This is a genomic window from Gilvimarinus sp. 1_MG-2023, from assembly GCF_030548285.1.
In genome coordinates, this window is the sequence record NZ_JAUOSC010000012.1 from 64,738 (window position 1) to 91,496 (window position 26,759).

The window sequence follows — 26,759 nt, forward strand, 5'->3', positions numbered from 1 at the left end:
CCAGTCGTCCAAGTATTGTTCGACCATCCTGTTTACTCCTGCTGGAGCTTCCATTTTATCTCCCGATTCGTTTTGGCCTGAGCCGTCGTGGCCCTGAATAAGGACTGAAATGTCAGTGGTTTGAGCGCTCCATATCTTCCTCGGTGGCCTTCTTTGTGGGTGTTGAAGCATGTTCTTCATGCCTATTGATCTTCCTTTGTCGATTTATATATACAATTATTTGGCTGAAAAATGGCCTTGACTTTAACTCCCAAGCTGTTAATTTGTCTGATAAATCGATTTAGTAGAACGTTTTAGTAAATCGATTTATAGGGTTGCCATGGATGAAAGCCAATTATTTATATAAAAACCAATACGGCACCACGCCGTAAAAGGGGAGTTTATGAAAATTAAATTAAATAAAATCAATAAGGTACTGCAAAGCCATAGATCCCAAGCCTTGATTTGTAGTACGGCTTTAGTTGCTGTTTTAACAGCGCCAACTGCAATCGCTCAAGAGAGCCAAAGCTCGCAAGCAGACGGTAAGATTGAAGAGGTTGTGGTTACCGGGATGCGAAGCTCGTTAACCAATGCGCTCGCCGAAAAGCGCGAGTCGAATAATTTAGTTGAGGTGATTCAAGCGGTTGATATCGGTAAATTACCCGATCAGAATTTAGCCGAGGTGCTGGAAAATGTTTCCGGTATCCAGATTACCCGAACCGCCGGTGTGGGTACCGGTGTTCAAATACGTGGCACCAATGCTAACCGAACCGAGATTAACGGCGTATCGACTGTGGGCTCGGGTGCCGGGCGAAGCGGCATCAGTTTTGATGATGTGTCAGCCAGTATTATTTCAGCGGTTGAGGTCACAAAAGCGCCCGATGCAAAAACGATTGAAGGCTCTGTTGGTGGCACTATAAATTTAAGAACCATTCGCCCGCTTGAGCTAAATGAAACTCTGGCGGCGGTTAGAATTCAAGGGGAGTCAAGCAGCCTCTCTGATGATGGTATGACGCCACGTTTCTCTGGTACCTATGGCGACAACTGGGAGACAAGTGCTGGTAACTTTGGTGTTGTGATTAGTGGTAGCTATGCTGAGCAAGATGTTACTGCATTCCGACCGCGCGTAGACCGGGATCATGTTGTCACCTCCGATGGCGGCACCGCCAATGCGCAAGATTTCGATTTTCTTGGCATACAATTCTTAAATCAAGATTACGATAATTTCGAATATGAAACCGTAAATTTTTCCGGCTCACTTGAGTGGGAACCCAATGATGATATGCGTTTGTATTTTGACAGTATCGTCAATGATCAAGAGCGATACTCAGAAAGTGTCGCCGTGCAAGCGTCGGGCGTCAGTGATCTGATTGGCGTGTCGGTGCCTAGTGAATTCGAAACTGTAGACTTTGGCTCTTTAGGTGGTCAAGACCTTGGCAGTATTCAGGCGGCAATCAAGGGTGTTATTCCTGTTGAAGACGGAGGGGCCGATCCGAACTTACGTTTTGCCGGAGATACCATCTCGCGTGTTACTAAGAGTGAAATTTTTAGGCTCGGCGGTGATTGGAGTGGTGAAAACTTAAAGACCACCGTAGAGTTGTCATCCTCGAGATCGGAGTCGACCAAACCTCAAATTAACACAACGCTTAACTTCATAAATCCTAATGCAGCGGTTAATTCATCCAATGAAAACGGAACTCCGTTTGTGTATGATTTAACAGGTGGATCCTTGGCTTTTGACATTGCATTCGATGAGGCTAATGCTCCCAGCGCTGAAGATATGATGAACCCGGCTAACTATATGCTGCGTTCGGTAGACACCGCGCGGGATCTCACCGAAAACACAGAAGATGCGTTCCGTACCGATTTCGAATACAACCTTGACTGGTCTGTATTCACCACGCTGGATTTTGGCTATCGCTACAGTAAAGCCACCAGTATGACGGATCAGATCCGTGCTAACGTCAGCTTGCGCAACTACGACGACAGCCCAACAGGCGATCTTTTCGCTGAGTTGCTTACCGCCGGCCCTGATAACTTTGGCGATGCTGACGGGCGGGATTTGTTTGTACAAGACTTCCTTATGATCAACCCAGATATGATCGCTGCCGATCAGGATAACGTGTTGAGTTTGCTCAATGATGCCGTAACCGCTCATGGCGGCTCAATACCAGTTACCGCACCAACCTCGGAAGTCGATGCCTTCTTTGATATCGAAGAAACTACCAACGCACTTTACGCACAGGCCAATTTTTCTACTAACTATATTCGCGGTAATATCGGTCTGCGTTATCTGGAAACGGAAGTTGCCTCAACCGGAAACTCGACCACAACCGATGGTGATGGAAATCCGACGGTTTCACTCGTTACGACTGTTCGCGATTACGACTTCTTGCTGCCCAGACTTAACATTGTGGCTGACCTGACTGATGAAGTCGTACTGCGGGCGGGTTGGGGTAAAGACATCCGTCGTCCGGACTTTAACGACCTCTCAACGTCAGTGACTTACCCGCTGAGCCCTAACACTTCTGTGGCGGTGGGAAATCCGGGGCTGACTCCAGAAGAGGTTACCTCGTTCGATATTTCTGCTGAATGGTACTTTGCTGAAGCAAGTGTATTAAGCATCGGCTACTTCCATAAAACCCGTAAAGATTTGCATGTAGGTCAGCAAAATAACCCCTACGAAGATCCAGAAACTGGTTACCGGGATATTGTCGGGCCTGAGTGTGAAGAGGGGGGGATCTGGAATCCTATCGCGGATATCAACGTATTTGGCCCTGTAGGTGTCGGTGTATGTGTGCCATGGGCCACTACTATCAACGACACTGGTGAGACAACTCAGGAAGGGGTTGAGTTGGCAATACAGTACGACCTAGCAGGATTTGAGGATCAGCTTGGTTGGGCGTCAGGGTTCGGTATATTGGCAAACTACACCTTTCAGGAATTTTCTGGCGGCGAGGCTGTTGATACAGCGACAAGCCGTGCCAGCGCAATCTTTGCAGCATCAACGGGCAACGATGATATAGACGTTTCCGCAAAACAGCAGTTGATAGACCTGTCTGAGAATGCCTATAACTTTACGCTCTACTATGAAAAATACGGGCTGTCGGCTCGTATGCGTTATACCTGGCGTGAAGCATATCGCTCAGAGGACTTCGGTAGCACCTTTAACTACCCGTGGGGCTTTCCGGTAGTACAAGAAGACCGCGGTCAGCTTAATGCTAGCGTGAGTTACGATGTAACTGACCAGCTCAATATAGGTATTGAAGCGGTCAATTTAACGGAGTCTAAAGTGGAGCAGTCTTGTGTTAATGAAGGCGCATTGTTGTGCTTCCAAGGTCTTACTGATCGTCGTGTGACCGTTGGTGCTAGTTATCGTTGGTAGGCCTTTAGTGTTACTGCGTTAATGTTTTAAATGATCAATGCAGACGCTTAGGTTGTGTACAAATCTTATTGGATGTTCGTGGACACTATGCCGTATCCAGTACGGCATAGTGTTTTTGAGCCACTTATTATAAATTTGGCTCCAAAGCTGTCTGCTATTACTCAGAATGTGTTTGGGAACTATAGAGTATGAAAATTTTTAAAGTACTGTTGAGTGCGGTGATATTTGTTTCGCTTGCCGTTGATGCTAAAGAACAAAAACATTATAGCCTCACCGATGCTGACGTGACGGTTGTCCGTGGTGTTATTACCGCCTCTACGTTGACCGATCAAGCCGGTGAAAATTATCGGCCAAATATTGTTATTGCCGGTACATTGGATGACCAGAAAATCACTGGGATTGGCGATAGAGTTTTTCAAGCTAAAGGTTTAGCCAGTGTGAAGCTCCCTGCAGAGTTAACCTCTATTGGCAACTTTGCCTTTCAGAATAATCGTTTAACCGAGGTGGATTTGCCCGATAGTCTTACCACTATCGGAGAGGGAGCATTTGAGTTTAACGGCATAACCCATGTGGATTTTCCCGCGGGAATTACCCGTATTGCTGATTGGGCTTTTGCCACGAATAGTGTTGTTGAAGTGACTTGGCCGGATGGACTAACCGCTGTAGGCGATAGTGCTTTTCGCGACAACAGTTTGATTGTCGTTGATTTACCGTCGGGGGCGACTTCTATTGGCGAGTTTTCTTTTCAGAATAACCGTATTATCCAGGTTGATTTTCCCGCTGGGCTGACAACCATTGAGCACAGTGCGTTTAATGTGAATTTTCTCACCCACGTAGACTTGCCGGCCGGCCTTAAAGTTATTGAGGATAGTGCTTTTCGCGATAATCGCTTAACCAGTATCGAATTACCGGAGGGGTTAGAGTCTATTGGCTATAAATCCTTTCTCGCCAATCGCTTAACTCAGGTGGAATTGCCTGCGAGTCTTAAATATATTGGCGAAGAGGTTTTCAAAATTAACGAAGGATTTGAAGGGTTTGCTCTGCCTGAATCTACAATTGATGGCTCTGAAGTGAAATGGCAAGAAGGTAGTGGTGTTGTGGTACAGGGCGGCTATTTTGTTAAACCTGAGGATTTTGAAAAAAGCTATACCGTAATCGTGAAAGAATAATCAGGTTAAAGGCGGTTTTATGGGGCGGCGATATAGTCTATTTTAACGCCGCTGTTTGTTAAAGATTGTATAACGCTGTCTTTATAAGCCGAGCCGCCTATATCTGACTGAATCACAAATCTGTAATCAGTGTCGTTGTTTAATAATCGCGCTATCTCGGTAGACAACGCCTCGATACTCAATGATTCCTTGTGTATTGAAGTAAATACTTCGCCGCTATTATTGATGGCAATCATTACCAGCTCTGGCTTATCGCCAGAGGTGTATAAGGTGGTGTCTTTATCGCATGCGCTGAGTACCGGCGCGAGCAATACCCAAAGTGTTAGAAATCTAACGTGTCTGCTACGCATTAATAAATTTTATGTGTTCGTTAAGGCGCCAAAAAATACAAACCTGTATTATTGACCCAAAGACAAGCATCAGCCAGTCAAAGGAGCTTGCAGAGATTGATAGAGCTTGGCTCAATACTCCAATGATGACGCCAAAGGCTAAAGAGATGACAAATGCTTTGACCGAGATAGGAAGTGCTAGGGCCGTCATTCTTGCTATATAATCAGTACCATCGTCACCTTTATTAGAATGGTAAGTAAAACTTACCCCAAAAATAAGAATTCCGATCATTACAATCGCTTCAATCAAAACCGCCATTAGGCTAGCGTGAGGTGTCAATGCAGTGAGATAAATGGCAATTGTCACAAATATTGAAGCTGCTAAGTAGTATTTACGCCATTCGTTTTGATTGACATTATGGTTTTTAATGTCTTTAGAGAGAGCGGCAGTTTTCCAGATGTACATAATCATTCCTTATTTTAATTATTCTAGAGTTGTCGACTGTGTAAGTTCTAGCAAGCTTCTGCTACCGATTTTCCTGATTATTATGAAAATAATGACATTGATTCATCTGTGTGGCAAGTTGTTAGCGAGCCAGGTCAAATTATAAGCATTATCAAATTATGGGTAGCGTTAACCCCGAAAAATGTAACTAATTATGCTCGGCAGTTGCAAAAAGATCTAATACTTACCGCAGGTCAATATCTTATTTTGTTGCAATAAAAACTAATGCTGCAATCGCCATTGCCCAGCCCGCTAATGCCGCGACTTTCCAAACACGCTCCGGGTGTCTTTCAATTAAGGGCTTGTGCTTGGCGGTCAGCCAGTTAGGGTTGGGGCGTTTGATATCACGCAACCATTCAGAAAGTGCTTCGTAGCGCTGCGCGGGTTGTATATAAAGAGATTTTTCCAAAGCTCGGTCTAGCCAGACAGGAACAAGGGGGTTAAATTGTAGGGCGGACCGGTAAGTAAGCTTTTGAAATTGTACTAACGACATGGCTTTGCCGTAGGCGTCACCATAAGGGTGTTTTCCGGTTAGCATTTCATAGACTAAAACAGCGAGAGAGAACTGGTCCGAGCGCGGGCCGGTGAGGCCACCGTAACGGTACTCGGGCGCGGAATAATCCAGTGTCCCCAGCACCTTGTCGGCGGCAATGGGTGAGGCCATCTCTTCAATGCCGGCAACCCAGCAAGAACCAAAATCAATCAAGCAGGCTCCCCAGCGTCCCATAACAATATTGTCGGGTTTTAAATCTTGATGCAGGGTGTCTTTACGGTGCAGGGCACGCACGCCGGTAACCAGTTGTTCGGCAAGTTCAATGGCATCGGCCACGGCGAAAGGCGCCCGCTGGTGAATCAGCTCCCCGAGGGTGGGGCCGGGAATATATTCGGTTAAATAATACAGGCAGGTGCGTGTTTGGCTGGGCTCGACTACTCGCACTACTTGGCGGTTGTTGAGTCGTGAGCCAATCCAGGACTCGCGCACAAAGCGCTCAATAAACGCGGCATCGTCTTGATAATTGGGAGACGGGGTTTTCATTACTAATAAAGTGCCATCGGCCCGCTTTACTAAGTAAACCTGGCTGCGCTCAGATTCGTGCAGAATTTTTTCCACCGTTAAGCCGTCAAGACTTTGGCCAACGTCCAGTATCGGGGGGAAGGGCAGACGCGATAAAACAGTAATAGCGTCACTTTCACTGGGCCTGCCCACGTCATCGATTCGTGCTGCCTGTACACTGATATTATCTTGTGAACCATTGGCAAACGCTGTGTCGTGCAGGGCTTGAACAAGGGTGTCGAGGTTAGGTGTCTGCTCGATATGCTGCGCCAAGTCGCGCGCACTGATGACATCGTGCAGTCCATCGGTACTGAGCAGGTAGATGTCGCCGCGCTCAATCTCGTGAGATTGCATATCCACTTCCAGGGATAAATCAGCTCCCAGTGCGCGCGTTAAGTAAGTAGTGCTGTGGTCAACACGCTGACTGTGGTCCCGTGTTAGTTGCTCTAAGCTGCCGTGGCGGTATCGGTAAATGCGGCTGTCACCGATGTGAAAGGTGAACATCTTATCGCCTTTTATAATCAGCAGCGACAGCGTGGTTAGATGGCCTTCTTGTCGAACACTGTTCTGGCTTTGGCTCCAAAGGTATCGATTGAGCGATTGAATCACACGATTGGCCGACTGTCCGGTACGCCAGGTGTCGGGGGTGGCGTAGTAGTCGGCCAAAAAACCTGTGATCGCGGTTTGACTGGCTTGCTTGGCTGATTGGGAGCTGCTCACCCCGTCGGCAATGGCCAGAGCGATGCCTTTAGTTGCTAACGCGGCGCCCTCGGGGAAACGAGCCCCGACGGTATCTTGATTTTCATCTTTGCGGCCAGCCGCACTGATTTGAGCAAAGCTGACTGCCAGAGAGGACTGTAAATGTTCCATAGGCGCGCTATTAGAATTATCGTTGCCTGTCATCATAGCGCGTCCCCAAGCCAGCGCAAACGCGCCGGCATTATGGTTTTTAATATTAGGTAAGTTCGATCTGAGTGATTGAACCATCATCGTTGACTTCGTGCATGTGCCCGGCCGGCTCTTCTAAAAACTGCACGATCAGAAAAATAATCAGCGCCGAGCCGCCAATGACCATAAAGAAGGTACTGGCATCGACAAAGCTGTAAACCGTTAAAAATGTTACGGCACCCACATTGCCAAATGCGCCAGCCATACCGGCAATTTGCCCGGTCATGCGTCGCTTCACCAGTGGTACCATGGCAAATACGGCGCCTTCACCGGCTTGTACAAAGAACGAGCAAAACATGACTGCTGCAACCGCCAGGGGAATCGGCCAGCTACCGCTGACTTGTGACAAAGTGAAGTAACCAATAGTAAGGCCGATAATAAAAATCGACATGGATAGTCGACGGCCAAATTTATCGCTGATGTAGCCACCACCAGGGCGAGCCACTAAGTTCATAAAGGCGTAAGCGGCGCCCAAGGCCCCTGCTGCTGCCAGTGACATACCCTCAAAGGTCTCTAAGAAAAAGGCGGGCAGCATTGATACGACCGCCAGCTCAGAGCCGAAAGTCACAAAATAAGCCCAGTCTAAAATGGCCACTTGCTTAAATTTGTACTTGTCGTGCTCGGCTACCGCGCCACCTTGCAACAACTCTTTATTGACCTTGTAAATCTGGCTGAACTGATAGCCGCACAGCACCGCTAATAATAAGTACATAACATAAGTCATGGTTTGACTCAGTAAGCCGACCCCTGCGGGGGACAACTTCCAGGCCAGAACGGCTAAGATAATATACATCGGCAGGTTCATGGCCAGATAAAAATAGAAGTCTTGTTTGCTGGTAACTTCCAGGCCGCCGGTTTTCTTGGGCTTAAAGTAGGTTGAGCCTTTGGGGGTGTTGCGCGCTCGCAAATAAAAGACCACTGAGTAGGCCAATGCCATTAAGCCGGTACAGGCAATCGCATAGCGCCAGCCATCTTCGCCACCAAACATTAGCGCTACCGTAGGCAGTGTGAAAGCTGCTGCTGCGGAGCCGAAATTACCCCAGCCACCGTAAACGCCTTCGGCTAAGCCGACATTGCGCGCAGGGAACCACTCCCCAACCAGTCGAATGCCAATAACAAAGCCGGCGCCGACAAAGCCTAGCAAAAAACGGAACAGGGCCAATTGTTCGTAACTTTGAGCACTGGCGAAGGCCAGGCACATAAGACCACCGGCCGCGAGCAATAGAGTGTACACAATACGCGGGCCGAATTTATCGACCAGTATGCCGATAATTATCCGGGCGGGAATGGTTAACGCCACATTGAGTATCAATAATGCCTTCCATTGAGCTATGCTCATATCGAAGGCTTCCATTATCAATGGTTTCAACGGCGCATGGGAAAACCAAACGACAAAGGTGAGAAAAAAGGCAAACCACGTAAGGTGTAAAAGCCTGATATTGGCCTTGGTAAGATCGACTAAATTTAACTTTTGTGAGTTCATTGCGCGAAATCCATCGGGTAAATTGGGCAAACTGTCATTGCGGTGATGTGTGTCCGCACATGGCAAAACAGCTATAGAGCAATGGTTGTGCCAGCTCACAATGCTGCGCATTGGTGCGCCGCGTTGAGCTTATGCTGTGCGGCCGGTCAAGGTGAGTGTTATATAATGGTGCTTGTGTTGGTGGTGTTTGGTGGCCTTGTTGCATATTGGGGCGCGCTTAGGGGGGCATGGCTGGTGCAAAAAACACACAGGTGCACGGAACTGGTTCACGGGGGGTTATTGAATTCTATGGTCGAGCGCGGAGAAGTGTGTGACAGATAACCAAAAATTTACTGAGATCCGCTCCTTGCTTGGGCTCGCGACTAATCAGCGAGCACCTGTAACGGTCTCTGCCTTACACAGTGTCGATCATGACTTTTATCAAGCTGAAGATATCTGGCCCGCCTATCAGGCCTTACCCTATGGGAGCAATGCGGGTTTAGCTGGGCTGTACGCCACGTGGTTGGCCAAGGCCTTGGCTGACAACCTTTTAGTACCAGAAGATCTGCAGTCATATAAAGAGCAGTTACTGAACCGTATCCTTACTTACGTGGTGAGCGATGAATCGTTGCAACTAACTGTACTGCACGGTAACCGCCGCGCCCTCGATCAGTGCTTCTTTCATTTGCAAACTTGGTACAACGGCTTAGGGGCCAGCGGTAGAAAATTTGTCGAGCGGGTCGAGTTATTGTGTGGGGCTATGCAGTCTGACACCAGTGTTTGGGCCCAAGCGCTTGAAGACTTCAATAAACTTGGTGACCGCGAGTTGGATAAGGCAGCAATGTTAGCCGAGCGCATGCAAGTTTCAGAGTTAGGTCGTATTCGGGCTGCCACGGCGCAACAAAAAGTGACCGATATTTACAATCACGTGGTTGCCCGACGGATGCTGCCAGAGTCAGCACTGGTGTTTATCGAAGAGGTCATTTTACCAAGCTTGCAGTTCGCTTTGATAAACGGCGATGATCACGATTCTGAGCGAAATTTTTGGGAGCGTTCGTTGCGCTTACTGGTCTGGGCACTGAACCCAGAAAAGTCAGAGGAGGATCGGCAAGCATTCTTTCAAAAAGGTCCAGCGTTACTATCGCAATTAGAAACGGCCAAAGCCAATCAAGTGTGCACACCTGATGTTTACCAAAGCCATCTGGATGATTTGTCGACTCAGGTGATTACGCTGCTGAAAGGCCAGACCATAGATACGGTGGAGGCCGCTAAAAAACAAGAGTCAGAAGATGCAGAATCCCTGAAACAGTTGCAAACTGGAGCGGCGCAGCATCAGTTTGCCAGTGGGGATTGGATTGAATTTAATGATGGTCAGCAGCGCTTGCGTTGTCAGTTCTTAATGCAAGCGCCGGGCACAGACAAATTATTATTTGTGAACCGTAACGGTCATAAAGTGTTGCAAAAGTCAGTGGCAGAGATTGCCGCTTGCTTTGATGCTGGTATCGCCCATGAAATACCCCACCTGCCGGTTTTGTCGGCAGCGCTAACGGCAGTCAATGCCAGAATGGGTCAGTTGCAACAACAACTTGAAGCCCGCGCTCAGGTCAAACAACTGGAGCGGCAAAGGCTGGAGCGTAAAGCACTTGAGATTAAGCAGGCCAAGGCAAAAGTGCAGGCAGAGCGCAAGGTCGCTGAAGCCAAAGCGCGCGCTGAGGCGGAGCGCTTAGCGCAGGAGAAAATTGAACGCGAACGACAAGAGCGCGAACAGCAAGAAGCGGAACAGCGCGAAGCTAAAGAACAGGCCATGCGCGACCTGATCGATCAGCTCACCCTGGGTACCTGGGCCGATTTACCTACAGAAGCTGGTAAAACCGTGCGTTGTAAATTGGCGGTAAGCTTGCGCTCAACGGGTAAGTATATATTTGTCGACCGGGTGGGGACTAAGGTGGCCGAGTTGAAATACGACGAGCTGCTTGAGTTTTTACTGCAGGGCAAGGCTGTTTTTTATCAGCCGGAGCAAGGGTTTGAAAATCGGTTGGAGAATATTGTGCGTGGCTTAAGGCGCACTGAATAACAATGATAAAGGATAGATAGCAAATGTCTCACGCCACAACGTCGCCAGATCAACGTCAAGAATATCGGTTAAATGCCTCCGAAACCGTCTACCTTGAGCTGGAAGCTGGCCAAGATAATGAGCCGGCTAAAATTGTGATTAGCCGCTCTACCGACTTGTCCGCTAATGGCTTGCAGGTGGAGTTAGATCGTCCCTTGCCAGCAGGTCATATCTACCCGTTGTGTATACAGCTGCAAAACCCAGAGGTGCGTTTTGTCTTGACCGGTGAGGTTAAGTGGTGTCGTTCGGCGGTTGGCCGGTATCAGGTGGGGATTGCGTTATTCGAGTCGGATAATACCGCCATTCAGGCCTGGAAAGAGGAGGTCGCTCGGCGTTTAGCGGCGCAATAATAGCCAACCATTACCAGAAAGGGTTCTCGGTATCGTTAACGCTGTTTTAAGCCTGTACATTTAGCCGAAGGCCTCTTAAGCTCCTCTACTAATAGATGCCCAGAAGGCACTAATAATTAAAAACGACTAAGCCCGAGGTGATAAACGTGGCGATACCCTCTTCTCATAAGCTCTCTCTCTTGGAAAAAAGCGGTTACGCCATGGGCGACGCCGCGGCTAACCTAGTCTGGCGCGGTGCTCTGGCCTATTTGGCTGTGTTTTATACCGATACCTTAGGTATTTCTGCGGCCGCAGCGGCCATACTCTTGCTAATTGTACGCGTCTCTGATGGTATCACCGATATCGTGATGGGCATGATCGCCGATCGCACTCAGTCTAAGCACGGCAAGTTTCGCCCATGGGTTTTGTGGTCAGCCCCGGTGCTGGGTTTGTTTATGGTGTTGTCATTCACCGCGCCGGATGTCAGCTTAGAAATGAAGTTGGTATGGGCTTATTTCACCTATATAGGTTTAACCCTCGCTTACACTGTTAATAACGTACCTTATTCGGCCCTTATGGGCGTGATGACACCGAGCCATGAAGAGCGCAGCGTACTTTCTGGTTACCGTTTTGCAGGGGCATTTTTAGGCGGTGTATTAGTTATGGGCTTTACCCCAGATTTAGTCGCTTTTTTTGGTCAGGGTGATGAGGCTAAAGGTTATCAGCAAACGATGTATGTGTTTGCGGCGCTCTTGGTGCTGTTGTGTTTAATGACTTTTTTTACTACCAAAGAGCGGGTGCAGCCGACAAAGACCAGTGGCTCGCTGGGCAAAGAACTTAAGGATTTATTGGGCAACCTGCCGTTTATTGTGGTGCCGCTGTTGTCGATCTCCCTGTTCTTTTACTACCGCAATCTATACTCAGGTTTGTTTTTTGCCGTGGTTATGGCATTCACTTGGTTCGCTGTGCAAAAACTGATTAGAAAACCAGAAAGTGAAACCACCCCATCGCAACGCGACCTGATCGATTTGTTAACCAATAAACCTTGGTTAATGATTCTCGGGCTTGGCTTTTTAACCATGCTGTTTAATGGCATTAAATATGGGGTGATTGCCTATTACTTCAAACACTTTATTCACGATCCAACCCTGACCGGTCGCTACTTTATAGCCCTGTTGATTACTTCTATTATTGCGGCGCTAGTCTGTGGTTACTTTTCGCGTCTAGTGGGGAAAAAAGCCTTATTTATTGCCTCTTTGTTGATCAGTGGTGTATTGACCGGCTGTATCTCTTTTTTAGGGGCGGGGGATGTGAAAATCTTATTTGTACTCGGTTGTGCCGCCGAATTTTTTGCCGCATTTATGCCGGTACTGGTTTTCAGTATGCTGGGCGATGCTGCCGATTACTCTGAGTGGAAGCACGGCCGACGCGCCACGGGCTTGTTCTATTCGGCGGGCACCTTTATTCAGAAAACCGGCGGCGGCTTTGCCGGGGCTTTGGTGTTAGTGGTGCTGGGTTCGTACGGTTATGTCGGCACCGACCCCAGCACCATCGCGCAAACCACCGATGGCATGATTTTGCTAATGAGTTGGATTCCGGCCGTCTTTGCTTTTATCGCTGTCTTATTGCTGATTGTTTACCCGCTCAGCTCTGAGCGCATGAGTGAAATTGAAGCCGATTTGGAAGCGAGAAGGGCACAAGTCGCTTAACGCTAAAGATAAATCCACGTCTATTCAAAAGGGCTGATTATTCAGCCCTTTTTCGTTTCTGCACAATATGTTGATACCGTTAAAGACTAAAGCGTGCTGAGTTTTATTAGAGATGCTCTTAAGCTTTTGATTTGTCTTAAATGTAAATCCCTTCAATAGCTTGAAAAGAATTCCTCCTAATCAGGAAATGGGGCATTGGATTTTAACTAATTCCTCGAATGATATTTGAGAAATATGTGTCCTAGCTTCCCCTATGTTGATTGGGAAAGTAGTTTTTTAATAAGTCCTTCTCCATCATCCGTGACAGCCCCGCTTTAGATTTTCCCGTAGCAAAGTCATAGGTGTCCTCTTCTTGCTCATAAAAATCCACGAGTAAATCCCGAAATGTTTCCGCAATAGGACGTGTTTGGTAGCCTGCATTAACGGCTTTTTGCGTTGAAATAGCAAAGGTTCCACGGTCCTTTTGCCGGGGTGCCCACATGGGTATATCAACGTACGGGCGGAATTTTTCTTTCGCCAAGTGCTCATGGGGGATCCAGATTAGTTCACTCGGTTTGGCGCTTAAGGCTTTTAGGCCATATAAATAGGCATCGAAGCGTTCGGTGGTAAAGGTGTTAAAGGCGCCTTTTAATTTATCCTCAATTGCCAAGGCGATAAACCGAGCCATGTCTTTCATGTCGATAAACTGAGTTGTGTCAGCGCCGTCACCGGGAGCCGCAATAATTCCTCCTTGCTGTAAGCGTACAGGCCAGTAGCGTTGATTGTCAGATACATGTGTCATGCGCGCCCCACTAATAGAGTGAGGACGCAAGATACAGCCGTGGGAGAGAGAGTTCACCATTTTATCCGCGATGCGTTTAGCTGCATCGTAGTCAATCATCGTGTAGTTACTAGGCATGGTGTCATCGGGTAGCGGGAAAGATTCGGTGATACCGGCTCGCTCTTGCAGTGCTTGATAAGGGTAAACCGCCATACTGGAGATGTAGATATATTGCTCACAACGTTTTGCCAGTAGCTTTAGAGTGTCACGCACGCATAGAGGGCTCTCATTCCAGGTATCGATAATGACATCCCAGCGGCGTTTGCCTGCTAAGGCCGCCAGCCCTTTGCCTCGATGTTGGTAGCGATCTCCTCGTAGCTTTTCAACCTTGGGGAAGAGCTGAGGGTTGGTTTGGCCCCGGTTGAATAAGGTGATGTTATGCCCTTGAGCAAGGAGTTTCTCAACGATGGCTGGACCGGTATAACGGGTTCCGCCAAGAATGAGTATTTCTTTTTGTTCTCCTTTGAGCAGCTTAGTTCCGAGGCTATGGGGTGCCATGGCGACAGTACTTAATAGGCCTGTTGTTCTTATAAAGTCACGTCGATTCATGCGAGTCTCCTGTTTTCTAGTAGCTGCAATGTAGTCTTTCATAGGATTAAATACTTGTTAATCTCATGGTAAAAATCTGACCAAAACCTGACATCGTCACTTATATATTCAATTTTCTCCAAAAAAGACGAGCTAAAGAGGGCTAGATTAGATATGAGATGCACAGAGACTGCTTTTTGTTATTATGCTTCTGGTCAACACATCGGGGCTGCGTTTTGAATTACCAATTTTCGACAATTATCTTTAAACCCAATGCATTAGTGCTTGTGCGAGGAGATCAGAGTGTAGATATCGATAAGCAAACAGCGACTTTGTTACTTTTGCTTATCGAAAATGCCAATATCCCCGTCAGTCGACACAGCATGGTAGAGACGATTTGGCAGGGTAAAGTAGTCAGTGACGCGGCTATTTCCAGCGCCATTCGCCGTTTGCGCAAAGCGCTTGCTGAATTGGACTCTGAGCAGACCTTTGTGAAGACTATCCCCAAGGTTGGTTATCAATGGCAGCTTGGGGTCTGTGAAGCTATCCAAAGTGAAGATGCTGAGACATCAGAGCACCTAGTAGCGGAGCGCTTAGCTCCAATAAACGCAGTGACTCGTCTTCGACTAATATTATCAGGCTCTGTTTTGGCAGCTGTACTATTGTTGCTCGCGTATTGGCAAACTGACAAACGGCCTGTGGAAGTCAAAGCTGTCCCACCGGCTTTCACACAAGCCTGGCATCTGTGGGTGCAAAAGAGAGAAGAGCTTTTACCTAAATCGGTCGACTACCTAGAACAAGCCCTACAGCAAGACCCTGATTTTTTTGAGGCACATAATATGCTGGCTCACATATACTCTTTTAAAATGAGTCGTCATATGGGCCTATCTGATGATGAAATTGTTCAGCGAGCACAAAGGCATATCCAAGCTGCCGAGAAACTTGCCCCTGGCAACATCAACTCTCGCATTGCCCGCGCCATGTTGAACTTATTTTATTTACGTAATTTAAGTGAGGTAGATGTTTACTTAAACTGGGCGGAAGAACAAAACAACTGCAGTGCGCTTTGCCACTTTCTCGCTGCACATGCAAGTTATGTATTGAAGAAAACTGATCGTATGATATTTCACGCCGAAAAGGCCTACGCTATTCAGCCCGATCATGTTCTTTACATATGGGAGCGCGCTTGGGCACAGTTTATGGCAGGTAACTATGAGCAAGCGCTTGTGCGGACTCAGGAAGCCGAGCATTTTATTTCTCGTACCAGTCACATTATCCGAGCCATGATTGCTCAAGCCCAAGGCTCAAATGAGCTATCTCTTACCCATTGGATACGTTACTACCAAAATAAGAAAAAATTAACAAAAGCACAAGCGCAGGATTTACAAGGAAAGTTTGTCACTCAATCCAATTCGACTATTGCTCTTGAATTAATGAGCTTAGTGGGGGATATCCCTCCTGATCAAAAAATTAATTTGTATTTAATTGCGAAGGAAAAGGAAAAAGCTTTGGCGACAATTTTGAACACCAAGGGGCGCCAGGATATGACGTATATACTCGGTGCCGAGATGAGCCCTATTTTTACCAATGCTTATAATAACAAGGAGCTGAAAAAAATTGGTGAACATTTGTGGGGACAGTGATATCAATATACCTTGTTGTGCTGCAAGGATGAAAATTACAATGGCATATTCCCAGAAACGACAGAAATGGGGGCACTCACAAACTGAACAATGCCACAGCTCTAAACCAAAGTAAAAGTCCGGGCTGCGAATACGTTTGGTGGCCATGGCGTTAGTGTGGCAACAGGCTGTCGGTGGCGAGCCTGACATGGGGTAAAAGTCTGTGTTAGGCTAGGGTCACTAAGTATCACCTGTGTCTGTCAGGTGCGTAATAATCATATATAAAACAATAACGTACAATTATTATGAATACTCAAAGCATCACCCGCTGGGTGGGGGGCGCGGCACTTGCGGCGGCAACTTTACTCTTTCTCTATGTCACGCTCTTTGATTCCTTTGCCAATGGATTGCCAGTGGTGATTGCGGCTTTATTCATGGCAATTGCCTGTAGTGTCCTTGGTGTCTTGCGCCAAGGGGCTTATACCTTATGGATTCTTACCGCGGTAACCGCTTCGATGTATTTTCCGGAGTTGTTTCGGCAAGTTGGCAGTTTTGACCTGAAACAACTCATTGTGCCATTGTTACAGGCGATTATGTTTGGCATGGGTACGGCCATGAGTGTCAAAGACTTTGCCGGTGTGGTGAAAACCCCGCAGGCCGTAGGAATTGGCCTGTTGTGCCAGTTAACGATTATGCCGGTTATTGGCTTTTCTTTGGCTTACACATTTAATTTTCCGCCGGAAATTGCCGCCGGGGTGATATTGGTTGGCTGTGCGCCCAGTGGTTTGGCCTCCAATGTGATGGCTTATATTTCTAAATCGAACTTAGCACTTTCCGTAACTTTAACCGCTGTGGCTACAGTATTGTCGCCGTTTACCACGCCATTCTTAATGAAGGCGTTTGCCGGTGAATATATCGAAATAGACGCTTGGGCCATGATGTGGACGATCACCAAAATCGTCATTCTGCCGATTATTGCAGGCTTGGTGTTTAACCACTTTTTACACGGCCGAGCTCAGTGGCTGGATAAAGCCATGCCGCTGGTGTCTATGGCGGCTATCGCGTTGATTATTGTGGTCATTACGGCGGCGGGGCGCGATGCGCTCTTACAAATTGGTTTGTTGTTGATTCTCGCCGCCTTTATTCACAATGTGTTGGGATACATGATTGGTTACGGCTGCGCCCGCTCGCTTAAAATGGATGAACAGTCTTGTCGCTCAATCGCCTTTGAGGTCGGTATGCAGAATACCGGTTTGGCCTCGGGCATAGCCAGCGAAATGGGTCGGGTGGCAACTCTGGGCTTGGCGCCGTCAGTATTTGGCCCGCTTATGAACATTACCGGTTCGGCCCTGGCTTCGTGGTGGAAAGGTAAGCCGCCGCAACATCAAACTGAATAACGAGTGGCGCAAGGGCTTAATCTGTACTTTGATTACCCGTTGAGGTAGGCTAACGGGCAAAGTCGGCCGCAGCTCAAGCGGCATTAGGGTAATTAGTGTGAAGTGCTGACAGTCAGTTAAGATCTCTCTTGTGTAGGAATGCCCGCCATAATATTATGTGTACTCATACTTACTTAAGGAAAGAGTGCTATGCAGTGCGTTCGTTTTGGCTTTCTTGTTATTTTGTCGGGCTTGTTAAGTGCTTGTGGTGGTTCTTCTTCTGATGAGGGGAGCGGTGCTATTAGCAGCTCGACATCCTCATCCAGTAGTTCAACCTCCATATCATCAAGCTCTAGTATCGATTCATCCAGCTCCTCGTCGGTGCAGAGTTCGCAAAGTAGCTCTAGTGTCGATTCATCCAGTTCCTCATCAGCACAGAGCTCACAAAGCAGCTCGAGTTCGGAGCCTAGTTTACTGACGGGCGTCTTTATCGACAGCGCTGTCGCAAATCTGGATTACCAAACTGCATCTACCTCGGGGCAAACCAGCCCCAATGGTGAATTTCAATATGCGGCAGGAGAGTCGGTAACTTTTTCTATTGGTGATTTGCAATTGCCTGTTGTGGTCGGTGGGTCTGTTATTACCCCGATGGACCTAGTGGGCACAGCCGACCCGCGCGATAAGCAAGTATTAAATATTGTACGCCTGCTGTTAACCCTGGATAAAGACGGGGATTCTGACAATGGCATTGAGATTGCCGATGAGGCTAAAACGGTAGCTACTCAGGTAGATTTTACTCTGTCGGCTAATGCATTTGCTTCGTCTGCGGCTGTCGTGAACTTGATAGCTAATGCAGGGCAAGATTCAACGGTAAATGAGTTGGTGAGTGTTGATGATGCTCAAGCTCATTTTGCCCAATCATTGCAACTGAACGGCACCGAGAATTATGTATTACAGGGGACTGAAACGATTGTTGCCTCTGGGGCTGAGCCTACGTACTACGGTGTTTCAGGCATTATTACCCTAGCGTCGGATGGCAATTGTTATTTGTCGGCTAGCGAAGGGTACCGCGCCGCGTGTACTTATGATGCTACTAGTGGGGAATTGATTACCGACTTTGCCACGGTGACAGGAACTCTGGGGGCAAATAGTCTCACCATTATTGCTAAGCCCAATATGGCCGGTGGTGAATCTGTGTCCGCGTTTTTTCATGCTTCAGAGGAGGCGACTGTTAACGTGAGTGCGGGAACTTATAGCATATCGGGCCAAGAGCTGATTGCACAAAATGATAGTAATCCTCAGGGTCCGGATGTTACAAACCTGGCCGGAACTTTCACCATTAATGCTGATGGCAGTTGCGAGATTAGCCACAATGAGGGTGATATTAGCTGTCAGCTTGAGGGAAGTGAAATACAGGGTACGGGGGATGCGGCCGGTAAAGTTATGGGAACGGCTACCGAGTCAGAGCTGACAATTGTGTACCACTCGCCAGGTGATGAATTGGTATATGGTTACCTGATCGGTTCACGCTAGCAGGCAGAATAGTACCAATTTACCAATACTTAAAAAGGGTCGGAAAATCCGGCCCTTTTTAATGCCTCACACAGCGGTTAGTGCGCCCACTCTTTTTCCAGTAAGGTGGCTTTATCGCCATCGAGCTTGATTTCATTTTTGTGGGTTTTCTCGCCCTCTACAAAGTAAAATTCATACACAATCACACCGTCCATCTGTTTGCTTTCGATAATGCGCTGCGGGGTTTGCTCTGCAAAGTGTTGTGCGTAAACTGCCTGAACCGGCTCTGGGCAGTCAGCCAGTGTTAAGTCGCGTTGAATTTCCACCACCTGCCACAGGCCCTGTTCATTGAGGAGCATATCGAACTCTATTTCGGCACCCGCCGCGGTGACACCTTCCAGGTCTAAGTATTGATTGCCGTGCTTGGATTCTTTTTCCGCCTCTTTAAGGACAAATCCCGGCGCCAGTTTCTGTATCTCTTCTAGCGCTTGGGCGGGTACGGACTCGCTGGTGATTTCTTGTTTTTGGTAGAGATCGGAGCCGACGTCGGACTGGCCGGCTACGGCGGAGCCGCCAATGCCAATGGCAGCGCTAAACAATAGGGGGGTGATAGCATTTTTCATAGTGATACCCTGTGGTCGGGAGTGAAATTAACGATTGTTTTGATCCGTTTAGCTGTCAGCGGGCTCAGCAGGCGGTAGGGGCCGCCGGTTGTTTTAATTGTTTTAGTCGCCCCGAGAGTTTGCCTTGGCCTGTACGGTTTGTAAACACGCCTCGCCTGGGGCGGTCGCGACGGCTTGGCAAATAAGAGTCGAGGCGGGTAAAGCCATCACAAGATGGAAGCTTGGCGGCGTATCAGGTAAAATGTTGCGCTCTATGGCCCACCTCGGCGAGTGCACACTCAAAGTAGATTAAACAATGGCAAAAGTAAGATTAGTCGATGTGGCGGCTCACGCCGGCGTCTCAAAAAGTACGGTATCTCAGTTTCTCAGCGGCCGATTTGACTATATGTCGAAAGACACTAAGGCGCGTATTGAGGCGTCTGTCGCCGCTTTGAACTATGTGCCCAATGCCATCGCCCGCAGCTTAAAGACCAACACTACCAAAACCATCGGTTTAGTCGTTCGCGATGTTACGGGTTTCTACACCAGTCGCACCATTCGCGGTATCGACGATTTCTGTAAAAACAGCCAGTACAATGTGCTTATTTACAGCACCGATTTTGACCCCAAAAAAGAAGCCGAGGCCCTGCAGAACCTGAGCCAAATCAACGTCGACGGTATTGTTATTGCTCCCTCCGGGGCAAACACGGCGCTGATCGATAAGCTGCTGGGGCAGGGGCTGCCCATTGTCCAATTCCAGTTAGAGCAAGATGGTACCGAAAAATACATTATTTTGTCGGATTACAAAAAAGCCGCTTTTGAGGCCACAGAATACTTGCTCAATCTGGGGCACCGCAAAATTTGCTTTGTGACCCAAGAGTTCGAGGCGATGAAGTCCCGCCGCGATCGCTATCAGGGTTACTGCGAGGCCCTTGAGGCCCAGGGTGTAGCCTACTCAAAAGACTTGATTTTGCACTGGCAAAGAGAAACCGGCTTTTCACGGTCGCCGGTGGATTTGTTGCGCTCCGAGGTGGCTCCTACCGCTTTTTTCTCACAGCATTTGGCCATTACCATCGAGCTGTTAGAGGTGTTTAATCGGCACAATATTGCCATTGGCCAAGATGTGTCACTGCTGGGGTTTGATGATATCCCCATGGTGGAATTCTTTAAAACCCCAGTGACCGTTATCAAGCAAGAGCCCTACGATATTGGCCAAGAGGCGGCTAAGTTACTGCTGACTCTAATTAATCAAAAAGAGACTCCCGCGCAACGTATTACCACCCCTTGTACCTTGGTGCCACGCGACTCCTGTCGCAAGCTCAATTAATCGAGGCAATAACGGCCGAGCCCTGAGCGATCAGGCTTACCCGCATTCGCTCCAGTCACTTTTCGGTGGTTGGGCGTAAACCTTCAAAACGCCCACCTTCCTAATAGCGCTGGGTAACAACCAGCCTTATAGCCTGAGTGCGCAAGTGGCTTTTTCAGCCACTTGCTGGTCTACACTCAATTGGGGCGAGGGCTGGTGCGCACCCAAAAAATCATTTATTGACTGAGTTCACGGTTTGACATTCGCTGAGAATATGATAAATTATTAACTAAACCGATTTAGTAAAACGTTTTACTCAATGTGGTAAGACGTCTTTAGGACTGTATATTTATGAAAATTGACAACATTGAAGTGTTCGTTAGCTGCCCGGGAAGAAACTTCGTAACCGTCAAGGTAACCACCGACGACGGCGTTACCGGATTGGGCGATGCCACCGTGAATGGCCGCGAGCAAGCGGTGGTGGCGATGCTGCAAGAGCATGTTATTCCCTGCCTGATCGGTCGCGATGCGCACGGTATCGAGGACATTTGGCAGTATCTCTACAGGGGCGTTTACTGGCGCAAAGGCCCGATTAATATGGCGGCGATAGCGGCCATTGATATGGCGTTGTGGGATATCAAAGGCAAGGTGGCCGGCCTGCCGGTCTATCAATTGCTGGGCGGCAAAAGCCGTAAGGCGGTAGGTTTGTATGCCCACGCCAACGGCGAAACCATTGAGCAGACCCTGGCCAATGCCGAACAGCACGTTCGCAACGGCTTTGGTGCGGTGCGCTTGCAATCAGCAGTGCCCGGACTGGATGTAACCTATGGCGTGTTGGGCGATAAAAAAGACTACTTTGAGCTGCAGGGCAACCGCCCGCTGCCGCCGGAGGAGTCGTGGTCGACGCCCAAGTATATGGAGATGATAGTCGAGCTGTTTGCCGAGGCGCGCCGCCGCTTGGGCAACCAAGTGCAGTTGCTGCACGATGTGCACAGTCGCTTAACGCCAATTGAGTCGGCCCGTTTAGGTAAATTGCTGGAACCATACAACCTTATGTTTATGGAAGACGCCAGCATTGCCGAAAATCAAGACAACTATAAAGTGATTCGCCAGCACACCACAACGCCGCTGGCCATCGGTGAAACTTACAACACCATTTGGGACTGCAAAGATTTAATTCAAAATCAATTGATCGATTATATCCGCGTGGCTGCCACCCACGCCGGCGGCATTACCGCGCTGCGCCGGATTACCGATTTTGCCAGCCTCTACAATGTAAAACTAGCTCCACACGGCGCGCCCGATTTGTCACCCGTGTGTTTTGCCGCGCATATGCATTTGGATGTGTGGGCACCTAATTTTGGTGTGCAGGAATTTGTCGGTTTGGGCAACGAACAGTTGCAACAAGTGTTTCAGCACAACCATCAGGTACACGATGGTATGGTCCACGTCAGTGATGCGCCGGGCCTGGGGGTTGAGTTAAACGAGGAGGCCGCGCTCGCGCTGCCGTACAAACGCTCGTATTTACCAGTGAGTCGTCTGGAAGACGGCACCATGTGGAATTGGTAACACTCAATCAAGTTATAAACGAAATCAGATAGGTGGAAAGATGGCTAAAACAGTAAAAGTTCTCGTAATGGGCACCGGCTTTGCCGGACAGGGGCATACCGATGCGTTTCGCGCAGTGGGTGCCGAAGTAGTCGGTATGGTGGGTAGAACACCGGAAGTAGTGCGTGAAGTGGCAGAAAAAATGGGGATTCCTTACGCCGGAACCGACTGGCAAAAAGCTCTGAATGAGTGCCAGCCGGATTTGGTTTCGATTGCGACCCCCGGCGGCGCTCACTACGAGCCGATCAAGCAGGCGATTGAGCACGGCTGCCACGTGTTTTGCGACAAGCCCCTAACCGATACCGGTGACAGCGCCATCGAACTGTACAAGCTGGCCGAGGCAAAAGGTGTAAAAACCGCCTTTGCCGCCAGCTTCCGCTACATGCCAGACATTATGCACGCCAAACGTTTGGTGGCCGAGGGTGTTATTGGTGAGCCGGTCGAGGTTGAGTGTATTTCACATTTTAATCTGGAGCGCGAAATCCCCTTTGGTTGGTCGCACCGTGCAGAGCAAGGTGGTGGTCGCCTCAATAATAACTTCACCCATAAATTGTCTATTGTAACTTCTGTTATCGGCGAAAAGATCACCGATATTATTGGTGAAGTACGCGATGATATGGGTAAGGCGCCTATCGTTGAAGGTGTTCGCAACTTTAAAACACGCCGCGATTTTATTCCCAAAGATATTAACGATCCTAACCTGAAATGGGGTGAGAGCAACGTCGAGTGGACTTACACTGTGCTCGCCAAATTGGAAAGCCCGCACGCCAGCAAGCCGGTATCCGTTCTGTTTAAACACGGCGGCCTGAACCCGCGTTTCCATGAAGACCATATTGTTTTTTACGGTACCAAAGGCGCTATTTACATCAAAGGCCATTACGGTAGCGGCCCGCTATACCTGTGGGGGAATGATCAGCAATGGCAGCAGTTGCCACTGCCGCAGGATATTGTCGACGATATGCCTAAGGTCGAAGGTGATACCGAGCGCAACTGGCAGTATTTAGCGCGCGAGCTGGTAAAAGATATTCAGGGCGAGAAGGTGCCGCCGTATCAAACCTTCAAAGAAGGCAGCCAGTATCAACAGCTGATTGACCTTATCCGCAAAAATAATAATTGGACAGATGTAACGCATCTGCAATAAAGGTTCTTTTTATGGTTATTGACTATATCGTCATCGCCGGTTACTTCATTCTGGTTCTGGCTGTTGGTTTCTCCTTTACCAAAATGGCAAAGCACTCCACCAGCGATTACTTTCGCGGTGGCGGTCGCATGCTTTGGTGGATGGTGGGCTCGACAGCGTTTATGGCGCAGTTCTCGGCCTGGACTTTTACCGGTGGTGCGGGCAAAGCATTCTCCGATGGCTTTGCCATCTGTCTGGTCTTTTTTGCCAACACGGTCGCTTACTTTTGTGGCTGGGCTTTCTTTAGTCATCGCTTTCGCCAAATGCGGGTGGACACACCATCGCAGGCCATCAAGCGGCGCTTTGGCGACCAGAATGAGACCTTTTTTTCCTGGGCGTTGATTTTGTTCAGCTTTATTAACGCGGGTGTTTGGCTTAACGCATTAGGCGTGTTTGCCAGTGCGGTGTTTGAAGCCGATATTGCCGTGACCATTATCGCCACCGGGCTTGTTGTGCTGTTTATTTCAGTGCTGTCGGGCTCTTGGGGTGTGGTCGCTTCTGACTTTGTGCAGACTTTGATTGTGGCTGTGGTGTCCGTTGCCTGCGCCGTGGTCGCCTTGGTTAAAGTGGGCGGGCCGGTGGAGTTGGTCAGTAATTTTCCCGGCGGTTTTATAATGGGGCCGGATATGAACTACGGCTTGATTTTGGTGGGTACGTTCGTCTTCTTTCTCGCCAAGCAACTAATTACCATTATGAATATGCACGATTCATTTCGGTTTTTGAATGCGAAAGACTCTGACAATGCGCGCAAGGCTTCATTGCTTGCCATGGTCTTGATGGGGGTGGGTAGTATCATCTGGTTTATTCCTCCCTGGGCATCCGCCATTCTCTATCCGGATGCTGCCACAGCTTACACCCAGCTTGGGGATAAAGCCGAAGACGCGGTTTACTTAGTGTTTACCCGCAACGCAATGCCGGTGGGTACCGTGGGCCTTCTTATGGCCGGTTTGTTTGCCGCTTCTATGTCGTCAATGGATTCGGCACTCAATAAAAATGCGGGTATTTTTGTGCGCAGCATCTATCAGCCATTTATCAAGCGTCGCGGTCGCGAGACCGATGACAAAAAGCTGATGAACGTCAGTCGATTGGTAAGCCTTATTAATGGCATATTGGTTATTGTTGTGGCGCTTTACTTTAAATCGCTGAAAGAATTGAGCTTGTTTGAGTTGATGATGTCGGTATCAACCATGATTCAAGTGCCGTTAATGATTCCTTTGTTGTTGGGGTTGATTATTCGCAAAACTCCGCAGTGGGCACCTTGGGCTACCGTCGCATTGGGTATGGGCGTGTCCTGGTTTGTGGCGAAAGTTTTTACCGCGCATGTTTTCGCCGATATGGTGGGAATGCCTGCGATCACGGATCGCGAAGCGGTAGACATTAACTTGATGATCACCCTGGCCGGCCACATCGTGATTACGGCGGGCTTCTTCTGCCTCACGACGTTGTTTTATCGCGCAGACAAAGATAAGTGCAAGGTGGAAACCGATAAGTTTTTTGCCGACCTGTCAACGCCGGTAATCTCGGAAGAAGGGCAGGACAACTACGATCGTCAGCAGCGTTTAAAACTCGGCTTAATGATAAAAATCATGGGTGGCGGCATGCTGCTGCTAACGCTGATACCCAACCCAATGTGGGGGCGTGTAATGTTTGTTGCCTGCGCATTTATTATTTTTGCAATGGGGGCAATGCTGCAAAAAAGTGCCAGTACACCGCCGAACAAATCCAGTTCTGCTGCGGCCTAAGGGCCCGGGAGAAGGTGCCTTGAGCAGGCTCATTCTATGTCATGAGTCTGCTCCTTTTTATTCTCTGCGATGGCAGGTCTTTGGCCATCGCCTCAACCCCTTTACCTTAAGACTCGGTGGACAGGCATTGCTGTGAAAGGCTCCGGTGATTACCTAAAGCAAAATGGCTCTTTAGCCTGGCCTTTGGCCTTTAATGCGCTTTTGATCCAGTCCATGCTGATGATCGACACTCTGTTGGTGGCGCCGCTAGGAGAGTTGTCGGTTGCAGCAATGGGTATTGCGACCACCATTATTACTTTTGTTTTAGGGGTGGAAATTGCCATCGGCAACGGCATTCAAATGCTGGTGGGAAAGGCCTACGGTTCGGGCAAAAAAGACGATTTAAAAGTTGCGTTCTGGGCCGGGCTTTTGATCAATAGTCTTACCGCCCTGTTTTTTTTCCTTCTGTTAGTGTTGGCAAGTAAAGATCTGGTTAACTTAATTACAAACGATACCTTGTTAGCGCAAGCGACACTCCGTTATTTAGAGGTGGCGCAGTATGTCGTTCTGATTACCGCCTATACCCAGACGTGCACAGCTTTCTATAACGGAGTGGGGAATTCCAGAATACCGCTGGCGGGCTTTTTATTGGAAATTCCGCTCAATATTGCCCTGAGTTACAGTCTTATTCACGGTGTGGCCGGGTTTGCCGGTATTGGATTGGCGGGGGCCGCTTGGGGGAGTTTGCTGGCAATTGTGGTGCGTGGCCTCTTTTTAACGGTGACTTTTCGCCGGGCGGCCTTTAGTTTGCGCTATCCAGCAGGGCGCCCCTTTGCGTTAGAGTTAAAGCCACAATTTGATGTGATTTACCCCATCGCGGCTAACTTTATCATTCTTTCGGTCGGCGCGACCGTTTACCAATTATTATTCGCTCAGCTATCGGTTTACTCTTTTGCTGCCATCACCTTGATTTTCCCCTGGCTGCGGGCCGGCACTCAATTTGCCAATGCCTGGGCACAAGCTTCAGCTATTACTATTAGTCAGGCGTTAGGAAAGCGTCATATCGCTGCGGTACGAGATTTTATCCCGGCCTCGACCAGAGTGGGTATGGGATTGTCAGTCGTTGTGGCGTGCTTGTTTGTAGTATTAAGTCAGTGTTTGGGGCTGATTTATCCCGATGTAGCACCGCAAACACAGCGCGCGTTAATGTTGATCGCGCCGCTTTATATTGTGCTACCTATGGTGCGGGCTTACAACACGTTAGCGGGCAACATGCTGCGGGCACTGGGGCAAAGTTCACGCGTTTTAAAAATTCATTTTTACACCCAATGGGTGCTGGCTTTACCGCTCTGTGCTTTTCTTATTGTGGTGCTTGATGCATCTGTATTTTGGGCTTTCGCCATAATTCCACTGGAAGAAATATTCAAACTATTACCGTTTTATCATTATAAAAAACACTCTGCGTTGCACCTTCGTAATGCGCCGCTAAGTGACCTTTAAAC

General features: G+C 48.5%; 19 protein-coding genes. 13 read left to right on the forward strand and 6 right to left on the reverse strand.

Going from position 1 to position 26,759, the window contains the following annotated elements:
- The first annotated feature begins 382 nt into the window (after window positions 1-382).
- Both Q4563_RS12875 and Q4563_RS12880 read left to right on the forward strand, forming a co-directional pair.
- A complete protein-coding gene (locus Q4563_RS12875; protein ID WP_303604754.1) occupies window positions 383-3,364 on the forward strand; it encodes a TonB-dependent receptor in 2,982 nt (993 codons plus the stop codon).
- Window positions 3,365-3,552: 188 nt separating this feature from the next.
- A complete protein-coding gene (locus Q4563_RS12880) occupies window positions 3,553-4,533 on the forward strand; it encodes a leucine-rich repeat domain-containing protein (protein ID WP_303604755.1) in 981 nt (326 codons plus the stop codon).
- A 17-nt stretch (window positions 4,534-4,550) separates the two neighbouring features.
- Here Q4563_RS12880 and Q4563_RS12885 read toward each other — a convergent pair whose 3' ends face one another.
- From Q4563_RS12885 to Q4563_RS12900, 4 genes are all read right to left on the reverse strand, one after another.
- A complete protein-coding gene (locus tag Q4563_RS12885) occupies window positions 4,551-4,883 on the reverse strand; it encodes a hypothetical protein (RefSeq protein ID WP_303604756.1) in 333 nt (110 codons plus the stop codon).
- Window positions 4,876-5,328, reverse strand: coding sequence for a hypothetical protein (locus Q4563_RS12890; protein WP_215974873.1), 453 nt, complete (start codon window positions 5,326-5,328; stop codon window positions 4,876-4,878). Before Q4563_RS12890 ends, Q4563_RS12885 begins: the two co-directional genes overlap by 8 nt.
- Before the next feature lie 241 nt (window positions 5,329-5,569).
- Complete coding sequence (locus tag Q4563_RS12895) at window positions 5,570-7,291, reverse strand: bifunctional protein-serine/threonine kinase/phosphatase (RefSeq protein WP_215974939.1); 1,722 nt, start codon at window positions 7,289-7,291, stop codon at window positions 5,570-5,572.
- Window positions 7,292-7,376: 85 nt separating this feature from the next.
- The gene (locus Q4563_RS12900) at window positions 7,377-8,852 is read right to left on the reverse strand and encodes a NarK family nitrate/nitrite MFS transporter (protein ID WP_215974872.1); all 1,476 of its coding nucleotides are present in this window, start codon (window positions 8,850-8,852) and stop codon (window positions 7,377-7,379) included.
- A 310-nt stretch (window positions 8,853-9,162) separates the two neighbouring features.
- Between Q4563_RS12900 and Q4563_RS12905 the strand changes: the two genes are divergently transcribed.
- The 3 genes from Q4563_RS12905 to Q4563_RS12915 all read left to right on the forward strand — a co-directional run bounded on the left by Q4563_RS12905 (window position 9,163) and on the right by Q4563_RS12915 (window position 12,982).
- Window positions 9,163-10,905: a DUF1631 family protein gene (locus tag Q4563_RS12905; RefSeq protein ID WP_215974871.1), complete on the forward strand. Its 1,743-nt coding sequence runs from the start codon at window positions 9,163-9,165 to the stop codon at window positions 10,903-10,905.
- A 23-nt stretch (window positions 10,906-10,928) separates the two neighbouring features.
- Window positions 10,929-11,294 carry a PilZ domain-containing protein gene (locus Q4563_RS12910; protein WP_215974870.1) on the forward strand — a complete coding sequence of 122 codons (366 nt, stop codon included), beginning with the start codon at window positions 10,929-10,931 and terminating at the stop codon, window positions 11,292-11,294.
- Between the two features lie 146 nt (window positions 11,295-11,440).
- Window positions 11,441-12,982, forward strand: a complete 1,542-nt coding sequence (locus Q4563_RS12915) for an MFS transporter (protein WP_303604757.1) — start codon at window positions 11,441-11,443, stop codon at window positions 12,980-12,982.
- A gap of 241 nt (window positions 12,983-13,223) precedes the next feature.
- Here Q4563_RS12915 and Q4563_RS12920 read toward each other — a convergent pair whose 3' ends face one another.
- Window positions 13,224-14,351 (reverse strand): NAD-dependent epimerase/dehydratase family protein, encoded by a 1,128-nt coding sequence (locus tag Q4563_RS12920; protein ID WP_303604758.1) that lies wholly within the window; start codon window positions 14,349-14,351, stop codon window positions 13,224-13,226.
- Between the two features lie 215 nt (window positions 14,352-14,566).
- Here Q4563_RS12920 and Q4563_RS12925 point away from each other — a divergent pair, with 215 nt between their 5' ends.
- The 3 genes from Q4563_RS12925 (at window position 14,567) to Q4563_RS12935 (ending at window position 18,861) form a co-directional block, all read left to right on the forward strand.
- On the forward strand, window positions 14,567-15,973 hold the full coding sequence (locus Q4563_RS12925; RefSeq protein WP_303604759.1) for a winged helix-turn-helix domain-containing protein: 1,407 nt from the start codon (window positions 14,567-14,569) through the stop codon (window positions 15,971-15,973).
- Window positions 15,974-16,257: 284 nt separating this feature from the next.
- Window positions 16,258-17,349, forward strand: a complete 1,092-nt coding sequence (locus Q4563_RS12930) for a bile acid:sodium symporter family protein (protein WP_303604760.1) — start codon at window positions 16,258-16,260, stop codon at window positions 17,347-17,349.
- 189 nt (window positions 17,350-17,538) lie between these two features.
- Window positions 17,539-18,861: a hypothetical protein gene (locus tag Q4563_RS12935; protein ID WP_303604761.1), complete on the forward strand. Its 1,323-nt coding sequence runs from the start codon at window positions 17,539-17,541 to the stop codon at window positions 18,859-18,861.
- A 77-nt stretch (window positions 18,862-18,938) separates the two neighbouring features.
- Here the strand turns inward: Q4563_RS12935 and Q4563_RS12940 are convergent, their stop codons facing one another.
- Window positions 18,939-19,463: a hypothetical protein gene (locus tag Q4563_RS12940; protein WP_303604762.1), complete on the reverse strand. Its 525-nt coding sequence runs from the start codon at window positions 19,461-19,463 to the stop codon at window positions 18,939-18,941.
- Between the two features lie 295 nt (window positions 19,464-19,758).
- Here Q4563_RS12940 and Q4563_RS12945 point away from each other — a divergent pair, with 295 nt between their 5' ends.
- The 5 genes from Q4563_RS12945 (at window position 19,759) to Q4563_RS12965 (ending at window position 26,757) form a co-directional block, all read left to right on the forward strand.
- Window positions 19,759-20,769, forward strand: a complete 1,011-nt coding sequence (locus tag Q4563_RS12945) for a LacI family DNA-binding transcriptional regulator (RefSeq protein ID WP_215974863.1) — start codon at window positions 19,759-19,761, stop codon at window positions 20,767-20,769.
- Window positions 20,770-21,099: 330 nt separating this feature from the next.
- Window positions 21,100-22,317 (forward strand): D-mannonate dehydratase ManD, encoded by a 1,218-nt coding sequence (manD, locus tag Q4563_RS12950; RefSeq protein WP_303604763.1) that lies wholly within the window; start codon window positions 21,100-21,102, stop codon window positions 22,315-22,317.
- A 40-nt stretch (window positions 22,318-22,357) separates the two neighbouring features.
- Window positions 22,358-23,497 carry a Gfo/Idh/MocA family protein gene (locus Q4563_RS12955; RefSeq protein ID WP_303604764.1) on the forward strand — a complete coding sequence of 380 codons (1,140 nt, stop codon included), beginning with the start codon at window positions 22,358-22,360 and terminating at the stop codon, window positions 23,495-23,497.
- 11 nt (window positions 23,498-23,508) lie between these two features.
- Window positions 23,509-25,278 (forward strand): sodium:solute symporter family transporter, encoded by a 1,770-nt coding sequence (locus Q4563_RS12960; RefSeq protein ID WP_303604765.1) that lies wholly within the window; start codon window positions 23,509-23,511, stop codon window positions 25,276-25,278.
- Window positions 25,279-25,410: 132 nt separating this feature from the next.
- Entirely contained in the window at window positions 25,411-26,757 is a 1,347-nt protein-coding gene (locus Q4563_RS12965; RefSeq protein ID WP_303604766.1) for an MATE family efflux transporter, read from the forward strand.
- Window positions 26,758-26,759 lie beyond the last annotated feature (2 nt).

Excerpts from the sequence above, each read along its gene's own strand:
- Q4563_RS12935 (WP_303604761.1), top strand. The coding sequence starts at position 17,539 with ATGCAGTGCGTTCGTTTTGGCTTTCTTGTTATTTTGTCGGGCTTGTTA.
- Q4563_RS12895 (WP_215974939.1), bottom strand. The coding sequence starts at position 7,291 with ATGGAACATTTACAGTCCTCTCTGGCAGTCAGCTTTGCTCAAATCAGT.
- Q4563_RS12955 (WP_303604764.1), top strand. The coding sequence starts at position 22,358 with ATGGCTAAAACAGTAAAAGTTCTCGTAATGGGCACCGGCTTTGCCGGA.
- Q4563_RS12890 (WP_215974873.1), bottom strand. The coding sequence starts at position 5,328 with ATGTACATCTGGAAAACTGCCGCTCTCTCTAAAGACATTAAAAACCAT.
- Q4563_RS12880 (WP_303604755.1), top strand. The coding sequence starts at position 3,553 with ATGAAAATTTTTAAAGTACTGTTGAGTGCGGTGATATTTGTTTCGCTT.
- Q4563_RS12960 (WP_303604765.1), top strand. The coding sequence starts at position 23,509 with ATGGTTATTGACTATATCGTCATCGCCGGTTACTTCATTCTGGTTCTG.
- Q4563_RS12885 (WP_303604756.1), bottom strand. The coding sequence starts at position 4,883 with ATGCGTAGCAGACACGTTAGATTTCTAACACTTTGGGTATTGCTCGCG.
- Q4563_RS12930 (WP_303604760.1), top strand. The coding sequence starts at position 16,258 with ATGAATACTCAAAGCATCACCCGCTGGGTGGGGGGCGCGGCACTTGCG.
- Q4563_RS12875 (WP_303604754.1), top strand. The coding sequence starts at position 383 with ATGAAAATTAAATTAAATAAAATCAATAAGGTACTGCAAAGCCATAGA.
- manD (WP_303604763.1), top strand. The coding sequence starts at position 21,100 with ATGAAAATTGACAACATTGAAGTGTTCGTTAGCTGCCCGGGAAGAAAC.
- Q4563_RS12900 (WP_215974872.1), bottom strand. The coding sequence starts at position 8,852 with ATGAACTCACAAAAGTTAAATTTAGTCGATCTTACCAAGGCCAATATC.
- Q4563_RS12910 (WP_215974870.1), top strand. The coding sequence starts at position 10,929 with ATGTCTCACGCCACAACGTCGCCAGATCAACGTCAAGAATATCGGTTA.
- Q4563_RS12940 (WP_303604762.1), bottom strand. The coding sequence starts at position 19,463 with ATGAAAAATGCTATCACCCCCCTATTGTTTAGCGCTGCCATTGGCATT.
- Q4563_RS12920 (WP_303604758.1), bottom strand. The coding sequence starts at position 14,351 with ATGAATCGACGTGACTTTATAAGAACAACAGGCCTATTAAGTACTGTC.
- Q4563_RS12945 (WP_215974863.1), top strand. The coding sequence starts at position 19,759 with ATGGCAAAAGTAAGATTAGTCGATGTGGCGGCTCACGCCGGCGTCTCA.